Annotated in this window: 20 protein-coding genes; 14 read left to right on the top strand and 6 right to left on the bottom strand. The window is 69.5% G+C overall.

Annotated elements, in window-relative coordinates; genetic code table 11:
- Positions 1-3: 3 nt before the first annotated feature.
- Positions 4-705: a lysoplasmalogenase gene (locus D7X30_RS02195; protein WP_120561149.1), complete on the bottom strand. Its 702-nt coding sequence runs from the start codon at positions 703-705 to the stop codon at positions 4-6.
- Positions 702-1,247: a hypothetical protein gene (locus D7X30_RS02200; protein WP_147443068.1), complete on the bottom strand. Its 546-nt coding sequence runs from the start codon at positions 1,245-1,247 to the stop codon at positions 702-704. The genes D7X30_RS02195 and D7X30_RS02200 overlap by 4 nt, the downstream gene beginning before the upstream one ends.
- A gap of 289 nt (positions 1,248-1,536) precedes the next feature.
- Between D7X30_RS02200 and D7X30_RS02205 the strand changes: the two genes are divergently transcribed.
- Complete coding sequence (locus D7X30_RS02205; protein WP_147443069.1) at positions 1,537-4,872, top strand: hypothetical protein; 3,336 nt, start codon at positions 1,537-1,539, stop codon at positions 4,870-4,872.
- Positions 4,873-5,004: 132 nt separating this feature from the next.
- Positions 5,005-6,747 (top strand): SH3 domain-containing protein, encoded by a 1,743-nt coding sequence (locus D7X30_RS02210; RefSeq protein WP_120561152.1) that lies wholly within the window; start codon positions 5,005-5,007, stop codon positions 6,745-6,747.
- Here the strand turns inward: D7X30_RS02210 and D7X30_RS02215 are convergent.
- Entirely contained in the window at positions 6,744-7,964 is a 1,221-nt protein-coding gene (locus D7X30_RS02215) for an FAD-dependent monooxygenase (RefSeq protein WP_120561153.1), read from the bottom strand. The genes D7X30_RS02210 and D7X30_RS02215 overlap by 4 nt on opposite strands.
- Positions 7,965-8,301: 337 nt before the next feature.
- Between D7X30_RS02215 and D7X30_RS02220 the strand changes: the two genes are divergently transcribed.
- From D7X30_RS02220 to D7X30_RS02275, 12 genes are all read left to right on the top strand, one after another.
- Positions 8,302-9,129, top strand: coding sequence for a TadE family protein (locus D7X30_RS02220; RefSeq protein WP_120561154.1), 828 nt, complete (start codon positions 8,302-8,304; stop codon positions 9,127-9,129).
- A 14-nt stretch (positions 9,130-9,143) separates the two neighbouring features.
- Positions 9,144-10,817: a pilus assembly protein TadG-related protein gene (locus D7X30_RS02225; RefSeq protein ID WP_120561155.1), complete on the top strand. Its 1,674-nt coding sequence runs from the start codon at positions 9,144-9,146 to the stop codon at positions 10,815-10,817.
- A 14-nt stretch (positions 10,818-10,831) separates the two neighbouring features.
- Positions 10,832-11,938 carry a pilus assembly protein gene (locus D7X30_RS02230; protein WP_120561156.1) on the top strand — a complete coding sequence of 369 codons (1,107 nt, stop codon included), beginning with the start codon at positions 10,832-10,834 and terminating at the stop codon, positions 11,936-11,938.
- Positions 11,935-12,135 (top strand): hypothetical protein, encoded by a 201-nt coding sequence (locus D7X30_RS02235; protein ID WP_120561157.1) that lies wholly within the window; start codon positions 11,935-11,937, stop codon positions 12,133-12,135. The genes D7X30_RS02230 and D7X30_RS02235 overlap by 4 nt, the downstream gene beginning before the upstream one ends.
- Positions 12,136-12,296: 161 nt before the next feature.
- Positions 12,297-13,382 carry a type III polyketide synthase gene (locus D7X30_RS02240; RefSeq protein WP_120561158.1) on the top strand — a complete coding sequence of 362 codons (1,086 nt, stop codon included), beginning with the start codon at positions 12,297-12,299 and terminating at the stop codon, positions 13,380-13,382.
- Positions 13,376-13,951 (top strand): isoprenylcysteine carboxyl methyltransferase family protein, encoded by a 576-nt coding sequence (locus D7X30_RS02245; RefSeq protein WP_120561159.1) that lies wholly within the window; start codon positions 13,376-13,378, stop codon positions 13,949-13,951. Before D7X30_RS02240 ends, D7X30_RS02245 begins: the two co-directional genes overlap by 7 nt.
- Positions 13,952-13,967: 16 nt before the next feature.
- Entirely contained in the window at positions 13,968-14,219 is a 252-nt protein-coding gene (locus D7X30_RS02250) for an acyl carrier protein (protein WP_370051369.1), read from the top strand.
- Positions 14,216-15,973 (top strand): fatty acyl-AMP ligase, encoded by a 1,758-nt coding sequence (locus D7X30_RS02255; RefSeq protein WP_120561161.1) that lies wholly within the window; start codon positions 14,216-14,218, stop codon positions 15,971-15,973. Before D7X30_RS02250 ends, D7X30_RS02255 begins: the two co-directional genes overlap by 4 nt.
- Positions 15,974-15,986: 13 nt before the next feature.
- Entirely contained in the window at positions 15,987-17,084 is a 1,098-nt protein-coding gene (locus D7X30_RS02260) for an NAD(P)/FAD-dependent oxidoreductase (RefSeq protein WP_120561713.1), read from the top strand.
- Between the two features lie 64 nt (positions 17,085-17,148).
- The gene (locus tag D7X30_RS02265) at positions 17,149-17,916 is read left to right on the top strand and encodes an ATP-grasp domain-containing protein (RefSeq protein WP_120561162.1); all 768 of its coding nucleotides are present in this window, start codon (positions 17,149-17,151) and stop codon (positions 17,914-17,916) included.
- Positions 17,917-18,038: 122 nt separating this feature from the next.
- A complete protein-coding gene (locus D7X30_RS02270) occupies positions 18,039-18,599 on the top strand; it encodes a gamma-glutamylcyclotransferase (RefSeq protein WP_120561163.1) in 561 nt (186 codons plus the stop codon).
- A 146-nt stretch (positions 18,600-18,745) separates the two neighbouring features.
- Entirely contained in the window at positions 18,746-20,197 is a 1,452-nt protein-coding gene (locus tag D7X30_RS02275; RefSeq protein WP_120561164.1) for a DNA/RNA non-specific endonuclease, read from the top strand.
- Positions 20,198-20,244: 47 nt separating this feature from the next.
- On the opposite strand, the gene D7X30_RS02280 is transcribed toward D7X30_RS02275, so the two are convergent.
- The 3 genes from D7X30_RS02280 to D7X30_RS02285 all read right to left on the bottom strand — a co-directional run bounded on the left by D7X30_RS02280 (position 20,245) and on the right by D7X30_RS02285 (position 21,811).
- Positions 20,245-20,928 (bottom strand): dihydrofolate reductase family protein, encoded by a 684-nt coding sequence (locus D7X30_RS02280; RefSeq protein ID WP_120561165.1) that lies wholly within the window; start codon positions 20,926-20,928, stop codon positions 20,245-20,247.
- 120 nt (positions 20,929-21,048) lie between these two features.
- The gene (locus D7X30_RS41540; RefSeq protein ID WP_147443070.1) at positions 21,049-21,273 is read right to left on the bottom strand and encodes a hypothetical protein; all 225 of its coding nucleotides are present in this window, start codon (positions 21,271-21,273) and stop codon (positions 21,049-21,051) included.
- A 49-nt stretch (positions 21,274-21,322) separates the two neighbouring features.
- Positions 21,323-21,811 carry a hypothetical protein gene (locus tag D7X30_RS02285; RefSeq protein ID WP_120561166.1) on the bottom strand — a complete coding sequence of 163 codons (489 nt, stop codon included), beginning with the start codon at positions 21,809-21,811 and terminating at the stop codon, positions 21,323-21,325.
- Between the last annotated feature and the right edge of the window lie 6 nt (positions 21,812-21,817).

Below are 21,817 nucleotides of genomic sequence, written 5' to 3' on the forward strand. Positions count from 1 at the left end.
GAGTCAGGTGGGACGTCCAGAGGATACAGGCACCGGAACCGGAGCGTGCTCCACGCGCGCGGAGGCCGCGATGCAGAGCTGTGCGGCCCAGTACAGCAGCATGACGGCGTAGCCCAGGCCGGGCAGGGGCGTGACGAAGAGCCGGATGGAGAGCAGCCCATCGCTGGCGGAGAACAGCAGCGCGCCCAGGAATGCCAGCCATTGCTCGCGCCGAGGCAGCTCCGGAGCGCTCATCATGGCCGCCGCGCGCCAGCCCATGGTGCAGATGACGGCGACGTAGGCCGTCACCGGCGGCGCCATCCCGCCCAGGCCGGGCCACAGCGCCACGGTGGCGCCCACGGCCAGCAGCAAGAAGGGCAGGGCACGCAGCAGGGCCAGTCGCCGCGTCACGGAGAAGAACGCGGCGGTGTAGCCCACGTGGGCCAGCAGGAAGGCGCCCAGACCCGGAAGGAACAGGTCCGGGCCCACCTCCAGCAGCACGTCACCGAGCAGCGACAGCGCCAGCCCCGCGAAGATGAGCCGCGCATAGCGCCCCCGCGCGGGCCACAGCCAAAGGAGCAGGCACACCATGGGCAGCGCCTTGGTGACGAGCCGCGCCTCCCGGGGCCCCACGTCCATGGCGAAGAGGAAGCCCACCGCGCCCGCGAGGCTCGCCGCCACCAGGAGCTTCGTCCCACCTGTCCACGACTCGCGCGTGGAACTCATGGCTCGAACGTCTGGATTTCAAGGCCAGCGGCGGCCAGCTCCGCCAGCGTGACCTTTTGTTCGAGGCGCTCCAAGGGACAACCCCAAAGCGAAACGATGGCCCGGTCCAGCTTCTTGGCGAGCTCGCGCGAGGCCCGTGCATGGCCCAGCAGGCTGTCCGCGACTTCCTCCGCCATGGGATGAAGCGGGGGCGGAATGTCCCGGTGGCGCACCGAAAGCTGGAAGGGATGTCCTTCAAGGACTCCCGAGACCATGCTGGGTAGCGCAAGCACATGCCGCCGGAAGGCCCAGGCCCGTCCGAGGCCATCGAACCATTTGGGAGTATCGGTTGCGCCGAGCGCATGCATGAGGTCGGCTCCCTGGGACGCCTCCGCAACCGCGAGGCGCTGAGAAAGGTGCGAGAGCCCGAACTGCTCGAACAAGGCGAGCCCGAGCGGGCGGTACCAGCCCGCCAGGTCCTCTGGTTCCACATCCATCATCCAGGCCAGGTCGGTGCAGATCGTGACGAGATCCACCGGCTCGAGTGTCGCCTGCGGGTACATGTCGCAGTAGTCGCGTGGGACGAAAGGGGTCGCTTGCTCCTCGGTCCAGGGCATCCGACGAAGGTAGCGGGTCGCAACCCTTTGCATCAACAGCGCGGGACGAGGCTCAAAGTAAGTGCGTCCCGTGTCTCCAGGGGTTGCGGACAGGTCAAGAAAGACTCGATTGCGTGAAGAATGTTTCCAGTGGGTCCTTCCATCACGCAGCCCCGCTGAAGCATACGGACGTCCAGCGGCACGGGCTGAAGCATTGCCAGCCGGCCGCTGTTCAAACTCAAAGGGAGATTTCTCCATGCGTCTGCCATTCGCAGGTCCGCTCGCGCTCGCCGCGTTGATCAGCTGTTCCCCTCCGCCGCTGGAAGAAGGTGGGCCGGCTCCGGCGAACTCGCGCGCGGGGCTGACTTCACCGCAGCCTCAATTGCTTGCGTCCGCAACCCATGCGCCCTCGGACGGACTGGCCTATGTGACCCTCACCGTCACGCCTCGCGACGCGAATGGTGACCCCCTGGGGATGGGGCTCCATGTGGAGGTCCTGAGCAGTGATGGGTCGGTCACGCTGGGCGGCACGGGGACCTCCGACTGCACCGTGAACACGCCGGGCGCGACGTGCCTCACGGCGGTGGACTCCGGAGCGGGGAGCTACGTCGTCACCGCGCGCAGCTCCACGGCGCTGAGCGTGCCGACCATGTTCTCCGCCACCGTCACGGACGGGAGCGGCACCACCACGCTGCCGGACACGGCCTCCGTCACGTTCGACTCGGCGCTGTTCAATGGCAGTGCGGGCACCACCATCACCTCCGGCACCGTCACCCTCACCTCCAGCAACGCGGGCGGCCGGAACCTCTACATCACCGGCGGCACCGTCACGTTCGACGCCAGCACGGTGGGGCAGACCTTCGGTGACGTCTTCATCACCGGCGGCACCGTGACGCACCTCCAGGCCACCAACGCCGCCATGTTCAAGCTGGACGTGCTCACGGGCTCCTGGAACCTGCTCGGTGGCTCCATCAACACCACCAACAAGGGCTACGGCATGACCTGCTTCGCCAATGGGTCCTGCAGCGGCAACGGCCTGGTCAGCTTCGGTCCCAACGGTGTGCCGTCGGCATTGCTCTCGGGCACCAGCAAGCTGTACGGCGCCAGCCACGGCGGCATGGGCTCCGGCAACTACCGGATGAACATCTCGCAGGCCAACAACAACCAGGCGGGCAACGCGGGGACGACCTACGGCGACTACCGCGACCCGAAGTTCCCCGGCGCCACCAATGACACGTATTCGGGCACCCACGGAGGTGGCGTGGTGCGCATCACGTCGACAGGGCCCTGCGTGCTGGGCGGTGCGGCCACCGTCGCGGCGTCTGCTTCGTTCAATGCGGCGGGTGGCTCCATCAACCTTCGCTGCGGTGCCATCGTCTCCACGGGCTGGACGGGAAGCATCAGCGCGGATGGAGGCCAGGGGGCGGGGAACTCCTCCATCCCGCTGGGAGCGGGTGGCGGTGGCCGCATCGCCCTGGTCAGCACCGGTGATGCCGCGACGATGACGGGCACGGTGAGCTACCCGCCCACGAACCTCACCGCGCGCGTCCACGCCTTCGGCGGCGCTCCGGCCAACTCCAGCTACGTGGTGGGCGCGGGTGGCGCGGGCACCGTCTACCTGAAGCACAGCGGGTTGACCTACGGCGACCTCATCATCGCGAACAACTCGCCCGCGCATTACCAGAACGAGGGCACCACCCGGCTCCCCGCGCTGGCCGGCACCGTCACGGCGAACGTCACCGCGGGCGCCACCTCCATCCCCGTCTCGGTCGCCAGCACGATGTTCAACGCGACCTACTACGAGAACGCGGGCGCGCCGCTGAACTTCAACCCCGCGCTCACCCAGGTCACGACCCCGTCGTCCTCCTCCATCTACAACGGCGTGTTCGCGGGTGGCTGGCTGCGGCCGGACATCACCGCCGCGGGCGGGGCGCTGCTGGATCCGTCGAATCTGGTGAGCGTCACCACCAACGCCGTGGGCACCCTGACCACGAGCGCCGTGCCCTCCGGCGTCGCGTCCGGCGCGTTCTTCCGCAGCGTGGACGTGCTGGACCACCTGGACGTGCTCGGCAACGCCATCCTGGAGACCAATGGCGACATCCACGTCCTGTCCGGCAACACGACGAACTCCGGCGCGCCCACGATGACCGTGAACGGCCTGGTGCTCTTCGACACGACGAGCGGCAGGACCGGCCGCATCGAGTACGCGGCTGGCGCGGTGAACGTCGTGCAGGCCACGCAGGCCATGCCGCCCATTGGAGGCGGGACGCTCGTCGCGGACAACGTGACGGTGTCCGCGGGCTCGGTGACCGTGCCCGCCATCATCGCGTCCGGTGACGTGACCTTGAGCGGCGGCACGCTGGTCACCAACTCGCTCCAGGCGGCGCGATACGCGCAGAGCGCGGGCACCCTCAAGCACTACCTGCCGGTGTTCAAGACCTCGCCGGCCGCAGCGCAGGTGTCCGGCCTCCAGATGACGCTCGCGGAGACCTTCAGTCTCACGGGCGGCGCCGTGGACGTCGCGGGCCTGGGCTACCCGGCGGCGATGGATGCCCAGGGCTCACCGCAGACCATGTGGGGCTTTGGCGCGACGGGGCCCTCGTCCGCGACCGGCTCGGCGGGTGGTTACGGCGCGGGTCACGGAGGTGTCGGTGGTGGCTACGCGGCTGGCGCGGTCCGGGGCATGGTCTACGACGACTACCGCGACCCCCGGTATCCGGGCGGGGCGGGGACGACGGTCGGCGCCTCGCCGTCGTACCTGGGCTTCCGGAGCCCCGGCGGTGGTGTCTTCCGGCTCAATGCCTCCGGCGTCTGCACGCTGGGCGGGACGTCCCTCATCAAGGCGGGCGCGGTGACCACGGGCGCCCAGTACGGCGCGGCGGGAGGCTCCATCTCCCTGCGCTGCGGCGGCTTCGACACCACGGGCTGGAACGGCACTCTCACCGCGAACGGGGCGAACGCCTACAACTCCAGCTCGGTCGGCTCCACGCGCGCGGGCGGTGGCGGGCGCATCGCGATGGTGAGCACGGGGGATGCTTCCAGCTTCGTGGGGGCCGTGGGCTACCCGTACCCCTCGACCAGCGCGCAGCTCCAGGCGCGCGGCGGCACCGGCATCAACGCCACGTACACCGACGGTGGCGCGGGCACGGTGTTCCTGAAGCACAGCGGCGTGGCGTATGGCCAGTTGATCATCAACAACAACAACCAGACGCACTACGCCACGGGCGGCTACACCCCGTTCGTCTCCATCGCGGGCACGGTCAGCAGCGCGGCCAATGCCGGTGACACGTCGCTCAGCGTCAACATCACCAGCACGCCGCTCCACAACTCGGCCGCCTTCAACCAGCTGCTCGCCGGCATGTGGCTGCGGCCCGACACCAGCGTGAACAGCGGAAACCTGCCCGCGGACAACCTGGTCACGGTCGCCGGCAACACCTTCGTCAGCACCACGCAGTCGCAGTTGACGACGTCGCCCCTCCTGGCCCCGGTGCCGGCGGGCGCGAGCTTCAAGAGCGCCGACCTCTTCGACGTCTACAACGTCGTGGGTGGGGCCATCACCCAGACGAACGGCGACCTGTACGTCGTTCCGTAGCCCGGTCCGTCCGGCCCGCCGCGCGACAGGGGCGGCGGGCCGGGGATGTACGTTTAACTCGGCTTAATTCAATTCGGGTGCGGCTCCGCGTGACTTGGGGAAACGACGTTTTCGTCCCCGAGGCCGCTCCCGATGATTCAGTTCCCCCGCTTCATGTCCGCGTTCGTGCCGCCCCGCCCGGAGCCCCTGCCCGCTCCGGCGGGAAAGGGCCCCACGCTCCAGCCCGCGCCCCGTCCTCAGCCGTTCGGGTCGGTGTCGGCGTTCGACTCCACGACCGCGCCCGCGAGCAATCTGCACACGGAGCGGCTGGGAGACGGCAGCGCCAACTGCCTGGAGAAGGCGGTGGGGCTGGCGCGGCCGGGGGACTCCATCGTCCTCATGCGTGACGCGAGCGACGGCGTGGGGCACGCCCTGGTGCGCAGGCCGGACGGCTCCGTGGTGGACCCCAACCACCCCACGGTGCGCTACGAGACGCTGGGCCAGTGGCAGGCGACGCATCCTCGCTACTCGCAGCCCGTCCCGGTGCCCGCGGACAGGATGCAGCAGGTCCTCTCCACGCCCCCGGGACCCCAGCGCGAAGCCCTCATCCAGAAGCTGGGGCTGTCTGGCGTCGCGGACCGCCGGGTGGCGGATGGCGAGCAGTGGGTCACGCCCATCAAGGACGACATCAACACCCGCGCCAGTCCGGGCACCCAGGGAGCCTGGGTCGCCACCATGAACATGGGGGACCGGATGAAGGTGATTGGCCAGAACGACGATGCATCCTGGCTGAACGTGGAACTGGAGAACGGAACCCAGGTCTGGGTGAAGGCATCCCTGGTCGAGGAGGAGAAGCCCCCGGTACCGCCCTATGAGTCCCCCGTCCCCCGATGGATGGCGGACGGCACACGCCCGCCCGACATCGAGATGCACGTCTGGAACGCCCTGCCGCAAGAGAGCCGCGATCAGATCATCCAAACCGCCCGGGAGAAGGTGGTGGCGGAGAACTGGCCAATGCCGGAGTTCGACGTCAACGGCCCGCCACCCTCCACCGTGGACTCCCTGGTGTGGGACCACCTTCCGCCCGAGGGCAAGCAGTCCCTCTTCCAGCAGGAGTGGCAGGCCGCCGTGCGCGAGCAGACGTCGCTCATCTTCGACGGGGTGCCAGAGGGCGGCGCGGTGGCGGAGCACCCCTTCCTCGGCGTGGACAGCTCGTTGGGCAATGGCCAGGTGGGGGAGTGGCTCGACAACGCGCTGCAAGAGGGCTCCGCCGCGCAGTACATCAACCTGGAGAAGGCCCTCGGCCCGGGCTGGCGCCAGGTCCACTACAACCTGTGCGGCCCCCTGGCGGTGGGCGCCTCGCTGGGCATGTCACCCAAGGAGGCGCTGACGGCCTTCGCGGCGACGAGCGCGGGCATCCTCAATAGCGGAGATACGACCACGGCGACGCCCCTGGCGAAGGTCTACGAGGCCCGGGGGTGGACGACCGGCTACACGTCGGGGTCGGCGTCGATGCCGGCGCCGGAGGACATGGCGCGGATGCTCGACGACGGCAAGGCGCTCATCGCGCTGGTGAACATCGACACGAAGATCGGCGACGAGGACAAGGACGGCATGCTGCGCCTCCATGGCGACAGCACGAAGGCGGTGTCGCACTGGGTGAACGTGCGCGCGGTGGAGGACAACGGGAACGGAGGCTGGACGGTGCGCGTCTACAACCCCTTCGAGAACCGCGAGGAGATCTACTCGTGGGAGGACTTCGAGGCGTCCTGGGGGACGAACGGCGGGATGGTGCCCTCGACTGAAGTCGAGGGGGAGTTCGTCTTCCGATTCAACGCGGGCCACGGCCTGCTCGTCGCCACGCCGCCCCCGCCGGACGCCGCGACGTCTCCCTAGGCCGGAGGAGGCGGGAGGCTCAGGGCCACGGCGCCGCGGCCCCGGCGCTGCTCGCGGACCCACTGTTTGGAGTGGTGGATCTTGCGCAGCATCCCCTGCAGCGAGGGCTGCTGGCTGGCCATGAGCAGCAGGTAGCTCCACACGGAGCTGCCCCGGCGGTTCAGCAGCGCGTAGGCGAACTGGGTCGCGTCCTGGTCCACGTAGCTGGGGACGTTCTCGAACCACTCGGAGCTGCTGCGCGCCGCCAGCTGGATGGCCAGCAGGGAGGCGCGCCGCTCCTCGTCATACGCCTCCAGCGCGGTCGGCACGTCCGGCTGCGCTCGCAGCTGCCGCGCCAGCCCGATGGCGTCCTGCATGGCCAGCTTCGTCCCGGAGCCGATGGAGAAGTGCGTGGTGTGCGCGGAGTCACCCATGAGCACCAGGTTGTCGTGGTACCAGCGCTGGTTGGTGATGCGCTTGAAGTTGAGCCACGGCGCCCGGCCCATGCCCTTCAGCTGGTTGAACAGCGACTTGCCCTGGAGCCGGCTCTGGAAGATGCCCTCCAGCTTCCGGAGCGTCTCATCCGGTCCCAGCGAGTCGAAGCCCAATGCCTTCCAGGTCGTCTCCTGGCACTCCACGATGCAGGTGCTGGTCTCACTGTTGAAACGGTAGCCATGGAACCAGAGCCAGCCGGCGGGCGTCTCCTCGAAGGCGAAGGTGAAGGCGTCGAACACCTTGTTGGTGCCCAGCCAGATGTACTTGTTGCGTCCCTCCTCCACGTGCGTCTGGAAGTGATGGGCGTGGCGCTGGCGCAGCCGGCTGTTGACGCCGTCACAGGCGACGACGAGGTCCGCGTCCATGAACCCGGAGAGGTCCGTCACGTCGTGCTCGAAGCGGACGTCCACGCCCAACCCCTTCGCCCGCCGGATGAGGATGTCCAGCAGCCGGTCCCGTCCCAGCGCGAAGCCATAACCGCCAATGTGCGTCGCGTACTGGCCCCGCAGGTGCACCTCCTGCGTGTCCCAGCGCGCCGCGGCCTGGGCGATCCGCTGCGCGCTCACCGGGTCGTTGCGGAAGAGGTCGTCCAGCAGGTCATCCCAGAACACGACGCCCCAGCCATACGTCATGCCCGCGGGGTTGCGCTCGACGACGGTGACGTCGTGCTTCGGGTTGGACAGCTTCGCCAGGATCGAGAAATAGAGCCCGGCAGGGCCTCCGCCAACACAGACCATCTTCATCGAATCCCCCCAGCGCGCGAACGGCCCGGATGCTACCGGCCTGTCAGGGAAATCGACGCTGGCCGGAAGCGCTGTCTGTCGTCGCTGGCAGGACAGAACAGGGGATGGCTTGCGCGGTGGAGGACAGGCCGCGGGGCGCCGCGCTGCGGGTCGACGGGGGCGTGGTGGACTCCATCGCCTGATATCCCACATGTCCTGGCGGTGATTGCTTTTGGGGGCCATGGGTAGACAAGCTTTCGCTAGCTGACAGATGTCTGCCTGGGAGTTGCCCTTTCAGGCAGGCGTTGGTGGCAAGGACTGGTCAATCCCTTCCGGCCTGTGTGAGGCTGGAAGCCAAATGCAAACGGTCAATTTGGCCAGCCGGGGGGAGTCGGGTCAGGCCGCCGTGGAGTCCGCGCTGGTGGTGCCGCTGATGGTGTTCCTCATCCTGGGGACCCTCCAGCTCACCACCCTGCACCATGCAAGGTTGATGACCGAGTACGCCGCCTACCGCGCGGCCCGCACAGGCATTGTCAATCATGGTGATTGCGAGACCATGAAGAGCGCCGCTTACATGGCGCTCGCGCCGACGCTGGGACCGCCCGAGTCCGGGGGGCGGGGGCGGACGGACACGCTCCTCAACGCCATGGAGGTCCATGACGCCTATACGATTGGGACGCACTGGCAACAGAACCAGCGCTTTCCCGGCTCGACCCTGGAGCGGGTGCGCGTGGAGGTGCTCAACCCCAGGGCCGGCCCGTACAGCAGCCTCTTTGCCTCCTATGGCTCGCACCTGGGCGGCAGGGAGATCGACTTCGATGACTACCGCGACGCCACCGTCGTGGCGGCGAACCTGCTGTCCGTGCGGGTGACGTACTTCTACGAATTGCGCATTCCGTTCGCGAACTGGCAACTGCATACCTTCTACATGGGCCGGGAGGCCCTGGGCCAATTGGAGGGCGTCACCTTCCTCACCCAGCGGGCCCCCGGAGGCGGCTCCGCGTCCCAGTACCTGGAGGCGGAAGGGGCCAAGCGCGCGAAGTCCTATTTCAAGGAACTCGCCAGGCTGGCCGGGGCGCAGACGTATGCGATTCCGGTGGTGGCCACCTCCACCATGCGGATGCAATCCAACCTCATCCGGGGCGACCAGGGCCGGGGGCCCGTGTCCTGCGCGGTGGACGGCTAGGAAAGGGGCACTGGATGTTTGGCATGGTCAGGCGGATGCGCCGGGACGAGCGGGGACAGGCCCTGGTGCTGGGCGCCGTGTGTATGCTGGTGGTGGCCGTGGCGGTGATGTCATCCGTCAGCATCGGCCATGGCGTGTATGAGAAGATGAAGCTCCAGGACGCGGCGGACGCGCAGGCCTACACGCTCGCGGTGAAGGAGGCCCGGGCGTACAACTTCCTGGCGTACACCAACCGCGCGATGATCGTTCACTACAACGCCATGCTCACGGTGATGTCCTACGTGAGTCACGCGGTGTACCTGGACCGGACCATCGGCGCCGCGGCGAAGTTCCTGAGGGTCCTCCCGGGCATCGGGCCGGTCTTCGCGGCCATCTCCGCGATGATCAAGGCCTGGGTGAAGACGGTGGAGAAGATCGCCCCGACCCTGGTGAATGTCCTGACCCAGTTGAACATCGCCCTCTGGATTGCCCAGGAAGGCATGCTGTCCGCCACGCTGTATGACCTGTACAGCGATGCGAAACGCGACAAGAGCATCCACGTGACGGACCCGCGGGCGGAGGTGGAGTTCTCCATGGCCCGCAATGCCAGCTTCCGCGACGTGCCGCTGCCCGCGCTGTACGCGGACATCGGGACCATCAACCACTCCAACGCGAAGAACTTCCTCCACGTGCTGGACGACGGTCCGCGCAGCAGCAGCCCCACCATGGGGCCGGACCCCACGGGCATGCAGACGCGAGGGAGGCTGCTCAATCGCAACCGCAACCGGCTGTCCGACCCGGACATGGCCAAGTACCGCCTGCTCATGGGCAGCATGGCCAACGCGGTGCGCAGGGACTGGACCGCCACCGGCGAGGGCCCGGTGCTCATCGGGCGCGAGTGGAGCCTGCGGCTGTGCCTCGTCGTGGGAGAGCTGCGCGTCCAGAAGACCGCCGACAGTCAGATCAAGAGCTTCTCCGAGCGGTTCGAGGGCAACCGCAACGACCAGCTCTTCGCGGCGGATGACATCAAGATGGAGGTGCGTCCCGGTTGCGGCCTGGGCTTCCTCGACTGGTCCACCGTCTTCGAGCTGCACTTCCGCGTCGCGGCGGACGCGCGCAATGGCTTCCATCAGGAGTATGGCAACCAGAAGGTGTCCGCCCACCATCCATGGCAGGGCATCACTCCGTTCGTCACCTCCGACACCAGCTTCGTCGATCCCTGGCACAACCACTTCGGCTACCCCTGCAACATGGTGGTGCTGAGCAAGGACATGGGCGCGGAGCGTGGTGATGGCGGGGACGGGAGCCAGAAGGAGGTCTTCCAACTGGACAACCTCAGCCGGAACCACTTCCTGCGCAAGCAGGGGACCGGCCGCTTCAACTCCGGCACCGCCGAGTCGAATGGCACGACGAACCTGGAGGCGGGCATCCAGGAGTCCGTGCTGGACCTGACCTGGAAGTACGTCGGGGGAAAGCAGGATGCCTTCGCCCAGGACTTCCGGCAGTACTCCGGCGGAATGATGGCCATGTCCGTGGGACGCGCCATCTACCACCGGCCGGGTGAATGGAAGGAGGAGCCCAACTTCTTCAACCCCGTCTGGACCGCGCGCCTGGCGCCCGTGCAGACCCACTGGGACGAGGAGAACCTGGGGTGGCTGATTCCCTCCTACCGGGACGCGAAATGGCTGTTCAACGGCGTGACGTACTGAGGAAGGGGCGGGTGATGCGTTCCATGTCCCGGAGCCGGAGGGGCTCCGCCACGGTGGAGCTGGCGCTGCTGGCCCCCCTCTTCGTGGCGCTGCTCTTGTGGGTGAACTACTTCTGGGAGGTCCAGCGCGCGCGCCTCAAGACCGCGCAGCTGGCACGCTTCATCGCCTTCGAGCGCGTCGCGCGCTCGGACCTGACGGGCATCACGAGCGATGCCCTGCGGCGCTTCCAGGACCTGGACAGCGCCACGGAGGATGGCGAGCTGGGAAGCGCCTACCGCAACGAGGTGACCTTCTCCGCCAGGATGCAGGACGCGGACGCCCCCTTGAAGCGCCTGGGACTGGCGGACATCGCGTCGGCGGCGGGTGCCTCCGGGTCGGTGGGCGGGACGCTCGCGGCCCTGGGCAGCACGCCGGAGCAGATGGCCCGGCGGATGGGGCTGGACACCCGAACCGGCGCGGTCCAGGTCGACGTGGAGGTCCGCCTGGTGAACCGCATCATTCCCCAGGCGATCGGCCTCTACACCACGGGCTTTGGCGATTCGCGGCTGGACCTGGTCTTCCGGGAGAACTTCTACGTCTACCACGACACCTGGAGGGCCTGGCGCTCCGGGGACAGGCCGTCCCAGAGCTACGACCGGGTGGAGCAGCTGACGCGCGACCGCGTGCGTCCCATCGTCTACGCGGGCGCCGCCGATTCGGGCGTCGTCAACGCCATCAGCAACGCGCTGCAGGTGCTCCAGCTCGATTCACCCTTCGACGCGGCCTACATCCGAGACTCCATCCGGCTGCGCCACGTGGAGGAGCCCGGCGTTCCCACCGTCACCGCCACCCGGATGACCCCGGGTGACGTGCTGGAGGCGGCGTACTGGCTGGATGACACGAACTGGTGCCTCGGCTCCTGCGAGCCCCGGGAGATCCAGATGAAGCGCGGCATCATCCCGTCCAGCGGCTACGGCGCCAACTGGCCCATGCGGGCCTACCGCTGCCGCGGGCCGTACTTCCAGGGCGCAAGCGAAACCGGCTTCCCCGAGGCCGAGTACGTGAAGAAGGGAGAGCGCGGCTACTTCCACGAAGCCGACGATGCCTGCACCGGCTTCACAACCAAGGAAGAAGACGAATGAACGGCTGGGTGTGGAGGAGCTATCGCTGGCTGCGCAGGCCACGCTCGCGGGGACAGGCCGCGGCGGAGTTCACCCTGCTGCTGATGGCCCTGATGTTCGGCACGCTGGCCATCACCACGTTCGCGCCGGACATGTTCGCCGCGCTGACCATCTACGTCCGCGGCTACTACTGCGTGCTGGGCTACCCCTTCGGTTGAGTCAGGGCCCCTTCGGGGGCCGCGGGGCGTCGCGTGTGCAACAGTGTGGGCAGGCCCGGGGGTTCATGGGCGTGCAGGTCCGGCGATACACCGTCGCATCCGGCCCTGCGGGGGATTAAGCCTGGGGACTCGGCTCCCCGGGTGGGACCCTCCAGGACTTCATGCCCAGCACACCCCATCACGACCCCGCGCCATCCCCTTCGTTGAGCGCGGTGGGACGCGCGCTTCCTCCGCACTACGCCAGCCAGGAGCAGCTCATCGCGGCGCTGCGCGACCTGTGGGCGACGAAGCACTACAACCTGGAGCGGCTGGAGGACCTGCACCGCAACGTGCAGGTGGGCGGCCGGCACCTGGCGCTGCCGCTGGAGGAGTACCCGGCGCTCGCGACGTTCCAGCAGCGCAACGACGCGTGGATCCGCGTGGCCACGGAGCTGTCGGAGAAGGTGGCGCGGGAGGCGCTGTCGCGCGCGGGGCTCACTCCGAAGGACGTGGACCATGTCTTCTTCGTCACGGTGACGGGCATCGCCACGCCCAGCGTGGACGCGCGGCTGGTCAACCGGATGGGCCTGCGCGAGGACGTGAAGCGCACGCCCATCTTCGGCCTGGGCTGCGTGGCGGGCGCGGCGGGCCTGGCCCGAGCGTCGGACTACCTGCGCGCGTTCCCGAAGCAGACGGCGCTGCTCATCGCCACGGAGCTGTGCTCGCTCACGCTCCAGCGCGAGGACCTGTCCATCCCCAACATCATCGCCTCCGGCCTCTTTGGTGACGGCGCGGCGTGCGTGGTGCTGCGGGGCGCGGAGGCTCCATCCACGGGGCCGCGCGTGGTGGGCTCGCGGTCGGTGTTCTACCCGGACACCGAGCGGGTGATGGGCTGGGACGTGGTGGACACGGGCTTCAAGGTGGTGCTGTCCGCGAAGGTGCCGCAGCTGGTGAAGGAGCACATCCGGGGCAACGTGGATGGCTTCCTCGCGGAGCACGGGCTGGCCCGCGGGGACGTGAAGCACTGGGTGGCGCACACCGGCGGCCCCAAGGTGCTGGAGGGCTTCGAGTCCGCGCTGGAGCTGGAGCCCGGCGCGCTGGAGCGCTCGTGGAAGTCGCTGCGGCAGGTGGGCAACCTGTCCAGCGCGTCGGTGCTCTTCGTGCTGGGGGAGACATTGGAGGAGGCGGACACGAAGCCGGGAGACTGGGGCGTGGTGATGGCCATGGGCCCGGGCTTCTGCGCGGAGATGGTACTGGTGCGATGGTGACCGGCACACAGGCGTTGTTCGCGGGCTTCATGGGGCTGCTCGTCGCGGAGCGGCTGTTGGAGCTGGTGCTCTCCAAGCGCAACGCGGCGCGAGCCTTCGCGCGGGGCGGGGTGGAGACGGGGCAGGGGCACTACCGGTTCATGGTCGTGTTCCACACGCTGTTCCTCGTCGCGTGTGTCGCGGAGGTGTTCGGCCTCCAGCGGCCCTTCTGGGGCGCGTGGAGCTGGGCGGCGCTGGTGGGCGCGGCGGTGGCGCAGGGGCTGCGGTACTGGGCCATCGGGACGCTGGGTGACCGGTGGAACTCGCGCATCATCGTGGTGCCGGGGCTGGCGCCGGTGACGGGCGGGCCGTACCGGTTCCTGCGGCATCCGAACTACGTGGCGGTGGTGTTGGAGCTGTTCTGCGTGCCGCTCATCCACGGGGCGTGGGTGACGGCGGTCGTGTTCACGGTGGGCAACGCGGCGCTGCTCTACGTGCGCATCCGCGCGGAGGAGGCGGCGCTCGGAGCGGTGTACTCCGAGGCCTTCGCCCACCGTCCCCGCTTCATTCCGGAGGTTCGCCGTGGCTGACATCGTGATGGAGGCGATGGCGGAGATCCGCCGCATCGCCCGCGAGGAGCTGGAGTTCGAGGGCGCGGTGGAGCCCGCGCACGACCTGCTCCGGGACCTGCACCTGGACAGCCTGGGGCTGACGGTGCTGGCGGTGGGCCTGGAGAACCGCTTCCGGGTGCTGCTGTCGGAGGAGGACGCGCAGGGCGTGCGGACGGTGGAGGACCTGGCGCGGCTGGTGGCCAGGCGGGTCGAGGCCGCGAAGCTGGACGTGGGAGCGCACCCGTGAAGGGGCCGCCCCTGCCGGCGCTGAAGCACGCCACGGTGAACGCGATGCTGAAGGCGACGTCGCACACGTCGCTGGGGCTGGTGTTCGTGGACGCCGCCGAGCACGAGACGTCCCTGCCGTGGGCCCAGGTCTACCGGCGGGCGAAGCGCGCGGCGGCGGGGCTGGCGCGGATGGGCGTGCGTCCGGGAGACCGGGTGGCGCTGCTGTTGCCCACGTCGCCCGCGTTCATGGATGCGTACTTCGGCGCGTTGCTGGCGGGCGCGGTGCCGGTGCCGCTGTATCCGCCGGTGCGGCTGGGGCGGCTGGACGAGTACCACCGCTCGACGGCGCGCATGCTCCAGCTGACGGGCGCGGTGGTGGTGCTGACGGACACACGCGTGCGGCTGCTCCTGGGCCCGAGCATGGCGCTGGCGCGGCCGAAGCTGGGCTGTCACACGGTGGACGCGGTGCTGCACGGCGACGAGGACCTGGAGGTGGAGGTGGGGCCCGACGCGCTGGGGCTCATCCAGTTCTCTTCTGGTTCCACGGTGGAGCCGAAGCCGGTGGCGCTGACGCACGGGGCGCTGGTGGCGCAGGTGGCGGCGCTGGAGGAGGCGATGCCGGTGGCACCGGGCGTGACGCCGGTGGGCGTGAGCTGGCTGCCGCTGTACCACGACATGGGGCTCATCGGCTGTGTGCTCGCGGCGCTGTACTACCCGGGCAGCCTGGTGCTGATTCCGCCGGAGACGTTCCTGGTGAAGCCGGCGCTGTGGCTGCGCGCGCTGTCGCGGCACCGGGGCTTCGTGTCGCCCGCGCCGAACTTCGCCTATGGGTTGTGTTTGAAGCGGGTGAAGGACGCGGACCTGCAGGGCGTGGACCTGTCCGGGTGGTTGCACGCGCTCAACGGCGCGGAGCCGGTGTCCGCGGACACGCTGCGCCGCTTCGCGGAGCGGTTCGAGAAGTGGGGCTTCACAGCTCGGGCGCTGCGGCCGGTGTATGGCTTGTCGGAGGCGTCGCTGGCGGTGACGTTCCCGCCCGCGGGCCGGGGGCCGCGCGAGCTGGGCGTGGATCCGGACGTGCTGGCGCGCGAGGGGCAGGCGCGTGACGGGGCTCGCACGCTGGTGAGCGTGGGCGCGCCGGTGGCGGGCTTCGAAGTGCAGGTGAGAGGCGAGGACGGCGCGGTGTTGCCGGAGCGCCAGGTGGGGCGCGTGTTCACGAAGGGGCCGTCGGTGATGCGCGGCTACTTCGAGGACGCGGAGGCGACGGCGCGGGCGTTGGTGGGAGAGGGCTGGCTGGACACGGGAGACCTGGGCTTCAGCGCGGACGGAGAGCTGTACCTGACGGGCCGCGAGAAGGACCTGGTGATCATCCGGGGCGCGAACCACGCGCCGCAGGCCTTCGAGGATCCGCTGCTCAAGGTGGACGGCGTGCGCACGGGCTGCGCGGTGGCGCTGGGCTTCACGCCCGAGGGCGGCGAGGACGAAGCGTTGCTCATCCTGGCCGAGCGCGCGGAGCGGGGCGCGGACGTGGCGTCGGTGGAGGCGGACATCCGCGCGGCGGTGGTGGAGGCGACGGGAGTGCAGCCGCACACGGTGAGACTGCTGGAGCCAGGGACGCTGCCACGCACGTCCAGCGGCAAGCTGCGAAGGAGCGAAGCGCTGCGGCGCTATCTGGCCGGAGAGCTGACGGCGCCGAAGAAGGTGGGCGCGGTGGGGCTCGCGGTGGAGATGGCGAAGAGCGCGCTGGCGATGGTGCGTGCGGAGCACGACTCGTGACGTGGCTGGACACGTGAAGCAGCATGACGTGGTCGTGGTGGGCGGAGGTCCAGCGGGGCTCGCGGTGGCCATCACGGCGGCTCGGCGTGGGCTGGACACGGTGGTGGTGGAGCGTGCATCCACGCCCGTGGACAAGGCGTGCGGTGAAGGCCTGATGCCCTCCGGCCTCGCGGCGCTGGAGCGGCTGGGCGCGCTCGCGCACCTGGACCGGAGCGACAGCTCGCCCTTCGTCGGTATCCGCTACGTGCAGGAGGACGGCAGCACGGCGGAAGGAAAGCTGCCCGCGCCGGGTGGGCTCGGTGTCCGCAGGCTGGCCCTGTCCCAGGCGCTGGCGACCCGTGCGCGCGAAGTCGGCGTGGACCTGCGCGAGCACACGCATGTCGTGTCGCACGTGCGCACGCCGGACGGGGTGACGCTGGAGACGCCCGTGGGCCGCGTGTCCGCGCGCTTCCTCGTCGCGGCGGACGGCTTGAACTCACCGCTGCGCAGGGCCGAGGGCCTGGATGTAGAGCAGGCCGTGCCCCGGCGCTACGGACTGCGGCGCCACTTCCGGCGAGTGCCTTGGACACCCTACGTGGAAGTGCACTTCGCCTCCGGCGTCGAGGCCTACGTGACGCCCGCCGGATCGGAGCGCGTGGGCATCGCGTTCCTCTGGGAGGACGGCACGGTGCCGGGCCGCGTGGGTTTCGACTCGATGCTGGAGCGCTTCCCCCGCTTGGCGGAAAAGCTCACCGGCGCGGAGCCGGACTCCCAGCCACGCGGCGCCGGTCCCCTGGCCCGCGTGGCCCGCACTCGCATCGCGGATCGCTTCGCCCTCGTCGGTGATGCCGCCGGCTACGTGGACGCACTGACAGGCGAAGGACTCACGCTCGCCTTCGCCTGCGCGGAGTCCCTGGGCGCGCTGCTCCCGGACGCCCTGGCGAAGGGCGCGGGCCGCGACACGCTGCTGCCCTACGAGCGCACCTTCCAGCAGGTGTTCCGCAAGTACGCCTGGACCACGCACGGTCTGTTGATGCTCGCGCGCCGCCCGAGCCTGCGCAGGCCCGTGGTGCGACTGCTGGGCCGCGCCCCCTGGCTCTTCGAGCGCATCCTCGCCGCCGTGGTGACGTGAACCGCCTGTCAGCCCGTTCCTCGCTCCCACGTCCGCGCGGCGGCCATCATCCACGGAGCCGCGCATGCACTGGGTCGTCCAGAACAACCTCTTCAACGAGCAGGGCTTCCACACGTTGATGGATGTCCTGGCGCACGGCTCCATCCCGCACACCCTGGTCAAGGTCATCCCGTTCGGAGGTGGCATCGAGCCCGCGGTGCAGCCGTCCGGCCCCGTCATCGTGATGGGCTCGCTCTCCCTGACCCGCTACGCGCGCGAGCAGGGCTGGACCCCCGGCGCCTTCATCAACGACCAGTTCGACTTCCGCGTCTGGCGGCGGCACCTGGGCCCGCACCTGCTGAACGCCGAAGCCACGGTGCACCGGTTCGCGGACGTGCCGGAGCAGCCGGGGCCGTTCTTCATCCGCCCCTGCCTGGACGACAAGGCCTTCTCCGGGATGCTCACGTCCTGGGACGCGTTCACCCACTGGCGCGAGCAGGTCCTGAAGCTCGACACGTACGCGACGGTCACCGCCGACACGCCGGTGGCCGTCAGCGCGCCCAGGTACATCCAGCGCGAGTACCGCATGGTCGTCGTGGACGGCCGGGTCATCACCGGCTCGCTCTACAAGCTGGGGGACCGCGTGGTGGCCTCGTCCCAGGTGGAGCCGGAGGTCCAGGCCTTCGCGCAGCGCATGGCGGACACCTGGGGCCCGGACCGGGCCTACGCGCTGGACGTGTTCATGCACGCAGGCGAGCTGTTCATCGGTGAGTTCAACAACCTGAACTCGGCCGGCTTCTACGCCTACGACGTCGGCAAGATGGTAGCCGCCGTGGAGGCCATGCGGTTCTGAGCGTGCCGGACCTTCCGGGAGCGCACCTGCTCCCGGAAAGCCCGGAGCCACCTGGCCCCCGGACGCGGATCCGCACGACCCGGCCCTTGTTCCACCGCCGCGCGCCGGGGACACTCGTCCCCATGGCATCTGGCCCCGCGGCTTCGCGTCCCTGGTTCGCGTTCTCCCTCGACCTGGCCCCGGCCTCGGCGAGCCGGCACCTGCACGGCCTGCCCCCCGTGCCCGACTTTCCCGAAGGCGAGCTCGCCGAAGCCCTGGACGTGGACGTCGTCTACGACGTGCACGTGCCCAACTGGGGCGGCCGGGTCGCACGCCTGGTGGATGCGCCCGGACACCGGCTGTCCGGGCGGCTGCGCCCCGTCGCCACCGAGTCCTGGCCCGCCCTGGCCCGCCTGGAGACCGCGCTCGCCCTGGCCACCGAGGAACTCCCGGTGAAGGTGCGCACCGCCTCCGGCACCGTGGTGGACGCCCACGCCTTCACCCCCGCCGAGCGCAACACCTCCACGCAGGGGCCCGTCAGCGAGGCCTTTCTGATCACCCTCGCCGTCGCCGCCGAGCGCGCCCGCCTGCCTGCCGCCGTCGTCGAAAAACTCCAGGCCGAAGCCCGCATCGTCCACGCCGTCCAGCACGCCCGGCCTGACGGACACTCCCCTCCGCCCCCCTCCAAGTCCGGCATTAAGTGACAGCCGGGTCCAGCCGGACCGAAAAACGCCCCGCCCCCTGAGAAAAAGGGCGGAGTGACGCAACCGGGCGCCGCGTCACTCCGACGATGAAGAGGAGGGGCCCTCTCCCCGCCATCACCCCCGCCGGCCCCGAGGACGTTCACCGCATGTCGTCGCGAATCCCGACGCGAGTCTCCACCCCGCGCCCCACGCCCGCGAATGCGGCTGTCCCCACCGCCGCGCCCGCGAACACCGCGGTGCCCGCCGGGGCGGACGCTCCCGTCAGCGCGCCCGCGTCCAATGTCGTGGCGCCCACGGGGGGCAGCTGGAAGCGCTCCGCCACCAAGGAGGTGGCCATCTCCGACCTCCAGCAGAAGTTCGGCTGGACGGACGAAAGCTGGCAGGGGCGCCTGCTGCACGCCGCGGACGAGGGCGCTGACGGAAGCCGGACCTCGAACGGCAAGGTGTCCGCGAAGGAGCTGGAGGCCTACCTCTCCGCGCCCACGGACGCGCAGTTCCTCACGTCCACGGCCCTCCAGCAGCAGCGCGCGGCGCTCGACGCGAAGCTCGCGGGGGGCGCGCAGTCCGCGAAGGTGGACAGCTTCGACAGCCCCTGGCAGCAGTCCGTGGCGAAGCGCGCGGACCTCCTGGGTGGCAACGGCGACGGGGAGCTCTCCGCGGACGAGCTGACGGCCTACATCAACGCGTCCAAGGCGAACCAGGCCAAGGGCACGGGCACGGCCGCGAACACGCAGTGGGTGCCCGACCAGCAGATGGCCACCTTCCAGAGCCGCGTGGCGGAAGTCGCCGGCGAGGTGGATCCACTCCAGGGCGTGGGCCAAAGCGGCGCGACGCCCGGCCTGAACATGGTGAAGGAGTACTCGCGCACGCTGATGGACACGGACAAGAACGTGCCCACGTTCGTGAGCTACATGCTGTCCGCGGCGGACGTGAAGGAGACGCCCGCGGACGTCAGCCGGCTGGACAGCACCTTCGTGCGCGACCCGGAGCTGAAGCAGGGCGGCGTGGTGGACTCCGACTACAACAACACCGGTTTCGACCGGGGGCACATGAAGCCGGCCGAGGACTCGCCCACGCAGGCGGCGATGAACGAAAGCCACTACATGAGCAACATCGCGCCCCAGCACGGCAACCACAACCAGCAGGTGTGGCGCACGCTGGAGCGCGGCGTGTCGGAGATGGTGAAGGAGACCGGCGGCAAGGCCTACATCGTCACGGGCAACCTGTACCTGGACGACAAGGGCAAGCCGCTGCCGCCCGAGTCCCTCCAGACGACGGGCTCGAAGGTCGACCGGCAGATCGCGGTCCCCACGCACAACTTCAAGACGGTGCTCCTGGAGCTGCCCAACGGCAACCTGTCCATGTTCGCGTACATGGTGCCGAACGCGAAGGAGGGCCCGTCCAAGAAGGAGGGCATCCTCCCGCTGCTCCAGCAGTCGCGCGTGCCGGTGGACCAGCTTGAAGGACTGCTGGGCCAGGACCTCTACGCGCAGCTGCCCAAGAGCGTGCAGGACAAGCTGGAGAAGGACACGTCCGCCGCGGGCGTCTTCCAGCAGCAGAGCCTCTACGAGTCCGCCACGCTGCTGCGCGCCCCCTGAGCATCTGCCGGGGGCCGCACACGCTGGACAGGGGGCACCGGGAAGGCTCAGCGCCGCACGCGGTACTGGAGCCACACGATGCCGGAGTCGCGGCGCTCCACGTGGGTGAGCTCCAGCGCTGCGCCCGCGCCGGTGGAGCCCTGGGGCCGGTCGAAGAGGGTCGGGGTGCCGGGCAGGCCGTCGGCGGTGGGGTGCACGAGCAGGCTCACCTCGTCGATGAGGCCCGCGGCGAGGAAGGAGCCGTTGATGCCGCCGCCACCCTCCAGCAGCACGGTCTTGATGCCGAAGGTGTCTCCGAGCTTCTCCAGCACGCGGGCGAAGTCGATGTCCTGCTTGCCGCCGAAGACATAGGAGACGCCGCGCTCGCGCAGGTGGGCGAGGTGCGCGTCGGGGACGGACTCGGTGAGCACGACGACGAGGTGATCCTCGTCGATGGCGCCGGACTCCCAGCTCAGCTTGCCGTGGGCATCCAGGGCGATGGCGTAGGACTCCGCGTCCTTTCGAGCGACGAAGTCCGTGCGGGGCAGGGGCGACGCGGGAGCGGGCTTGGGCACGTCCCCTTCGGCGGCGAAGTCCTCCATGGTGATGCGGCCGCACATCCAGGCGTCGGCGTCGAAGGTGTCCGCGGTGCGCTCGTATTCACCGCGCATCGACGCCGGGTCGGGCCAGTGCTTGACGACGATGCGCCCGTCGATGGACGAGATCATGTGGCAGATGACGTGGGGCTTCATCGGGTGACTCCGGAGCACGGCCCGCCTTCAGGTGGCGGGCGGCGGAGCGCGGATGGTTCCCGAGGCGCCACGGCCTGTCGAACCGGTTCCGCGCCGGTCCGTTCACAATCCCGCGAGCCGTTACTGCGTCGCGCCGGGAGTGTCGGAGGCCTCGGCGGTGGAGGCTTCCTCCTCCGTCTTCGGCGCTTCGAGGGGTGCGGGCTCCGGCTTGCCCACCCGGATGACCACCGGGCCGGATCCGGTGGGCTGGGTCGAGAGCCGGCTCCTTGTGGGCGTCGGGCCAATTCCCACGTAGGAACAGCCGGCCAGGGCGAACAGCGGAACAGCGGCGAGCAGTCGGCGCATGAACGCATCCAAGCGGACGTCCTGGTGGGAAGTCCAGTGATGGCGGCGTTCAGTCGGTGGCCGTCGCGCGGGTGAACTCCATCACCCAGTTGGTCTCCCAGCTCTCTCCGTCGAGGGAGAAGGCCTGCTCCCACCGCGCCCGGTCGTTGCCCAGGCGGGTCCAGTGGAACACGACCTGGACCGGGCGGCCTCCCTCGGTGTCCTCGCCGTAGAAGCGGCCGTGGTCGCCGGTGAAGCCTCCGTGCACGGGTGGCTGGAGCACTGCGTGGCGGCTGTCGATCCAGTGGATGGACCAGCGGCGTTCCCGCACGTCGAACAGGCGCAGGGCCATGCCGGAGAAGCCCCGCTCGAAGACGGTCTCCTCGACGTTGGACAGGCCGCCCAGGTGGGGCTGGCAGCGCATCCTGGACGTGAACACGTCCCAATCGTCGCTGCCCGTCAGCCGTTGCTTGAGCTTCCGGTTCACGCACGTCCATTCGCCCATGAGGAAGTCGAAGTCGTGCACGTCGCCGGTGGGCAAGGGGGGAAGGGGCTTCATGGAGTG

It is taken from the genome of Corallococcus sp. AB011P (genome assembly GCF_003611605.1).
In the GTDB taxonomy this organism is placed as follows: domain Bacteria; phylum Myxococcota; class Myxococcia; order Myxococcales; family Myxococcaceae; genus Corallococcus; species Corallococcus coralloides.

Excerpts from the sequence above, each read along its gene's own strand:
- D7X30_RS02270 (WP_120561163.1), top strand. The coding sequence starts at position 18,039 with ATGGCATCTGGCCCCGCGGCTTCGCGTCCCTGGTTCGCGTTCTCCCTC.
- D7X30_RS02240 (WP_120561158.1), top strand. The coding sequence starts at position 12,297 with ATGCCCAGCACACCCCATCACGACCCCGCGCCATCCCCTTCGTTGAGC.
- D7X30_RS02285 (WP_120561166.1), bottom strand. The coding sequence starts at position 21,811 with ATGAAGCCCCTTCCCCCCTTGCCCACCGGCGACGTGCACGACTTCGAC.
- D7X30_RS02245 (WP_120561159.1), top strand. The coding sequence starts at position 13,376 with ATGGTGACCGGCACACAGGCGTTGTTCGCGGGCTTCATGGGGCTGCTC.
- D7X30_RS41540 (WP_147443070.1), bottom strand. The coding sequence starts at position 21,273 with ATGCGCCGACTGCTCGCCGCTGTTCCGCTGTTCGCCCTGGCCGGCTGT.
- D7X30_RS02235 (WP_120561157.1), top strand. The coding sequence starts at position 11,935 with ATGAACGGCTGGGTGTGGAGGAGCTATCGCTGGCTGCGCAGGCCACGC.
- D7X30_RS02275 (WP_120561164.1), top strand. The coding sequence starts at position 18,746 with ATGTCGTCGCGAATCCCGACGCGAGTCTCCACCCCGCGCCCCACGCCC.
- D7X30_RS02215 (WP_120561153.1), bottom strand. The coding sequence starts at position 7,964 with ATGAAGATGGTCTGTGTTGGCGGAGGCCCTGCCGGGCTCTATTTCTCG.
- D7X30_RS02225 (WP_120561155.1), top strand. The coding sequence starts at position 9,144 with ATGTTTGGCATGGTCAGGCGGATGCGCCGGGACGAGCGGGGACAGGCC.
- D7X30_RS02250 (WP_370051369.1), top strand. The coding sequence starts at position 13,968 with ATGGCGGAGATCCGCCGCATCGCCCGCGAGGAGCTGGAGTTCGAGGGC.
- D7X30_RS02230 (WP_120561156.1), top strand. The coding sequence starts at position 10,832 with ATGCGTTCCATGTCCCGGAGCCGGAGGGGCTCCGCCACGGTGGAGCTG.
- D7X30_RS02220 (WP_120561154.1), top strand. The coding sequence starts at position 8,302 with ATGCAAACGGTCAATTTGGCCAGCCGGGGGGAGTCGGGTCAGGCCGCC.
- D7X30_RS02205 (WP_147443069.1), top strand. The coding sequence starts at position 1,537 with ATGCGTCTGCCATTCGCAGGTCCGCTCGCGCTCGCCGCGTTGATCAGC.
- D7X30_RS02210 (WP_120561152.1), top strand. The coding sequence starts at position 5,005 with ATGATTCAGTTCCCCCGCTTCATGTCCGCGTTCGTGCCGCCCCGCCCG.
- D7X30_RS02280 (WP_120561165.1), bottom strand. The coding sequence starts at position 20,928 with ATGAAGCCCCACGTCATCTGCCACATGATCTCGTCCATCGACGGGCGC.
- D7X30_RS02195 (WP_120561149.1), bottom strand. The coding sequence starts at position 705 with ATGAGTTCCACGCGCGAGTCGTGGACAGGTGGGACGAAGCTCCTGGTG.
- D7X30_RS02265 (WP_120561162.1), top strand. The coding sequence starts at position 17,149 with ATGCACTGGGTCGTCCAGAACAACCTCTTCAACGAGCAGGGCTTCCAC.
- D7X30_RS02200 (WP_147443068.1), bottom strand. The coding sequence starts at position 1,247 with ATGTACCCGCAGGCGACACTCGAGCCGGTGGATCTCGTCACGATCTGC.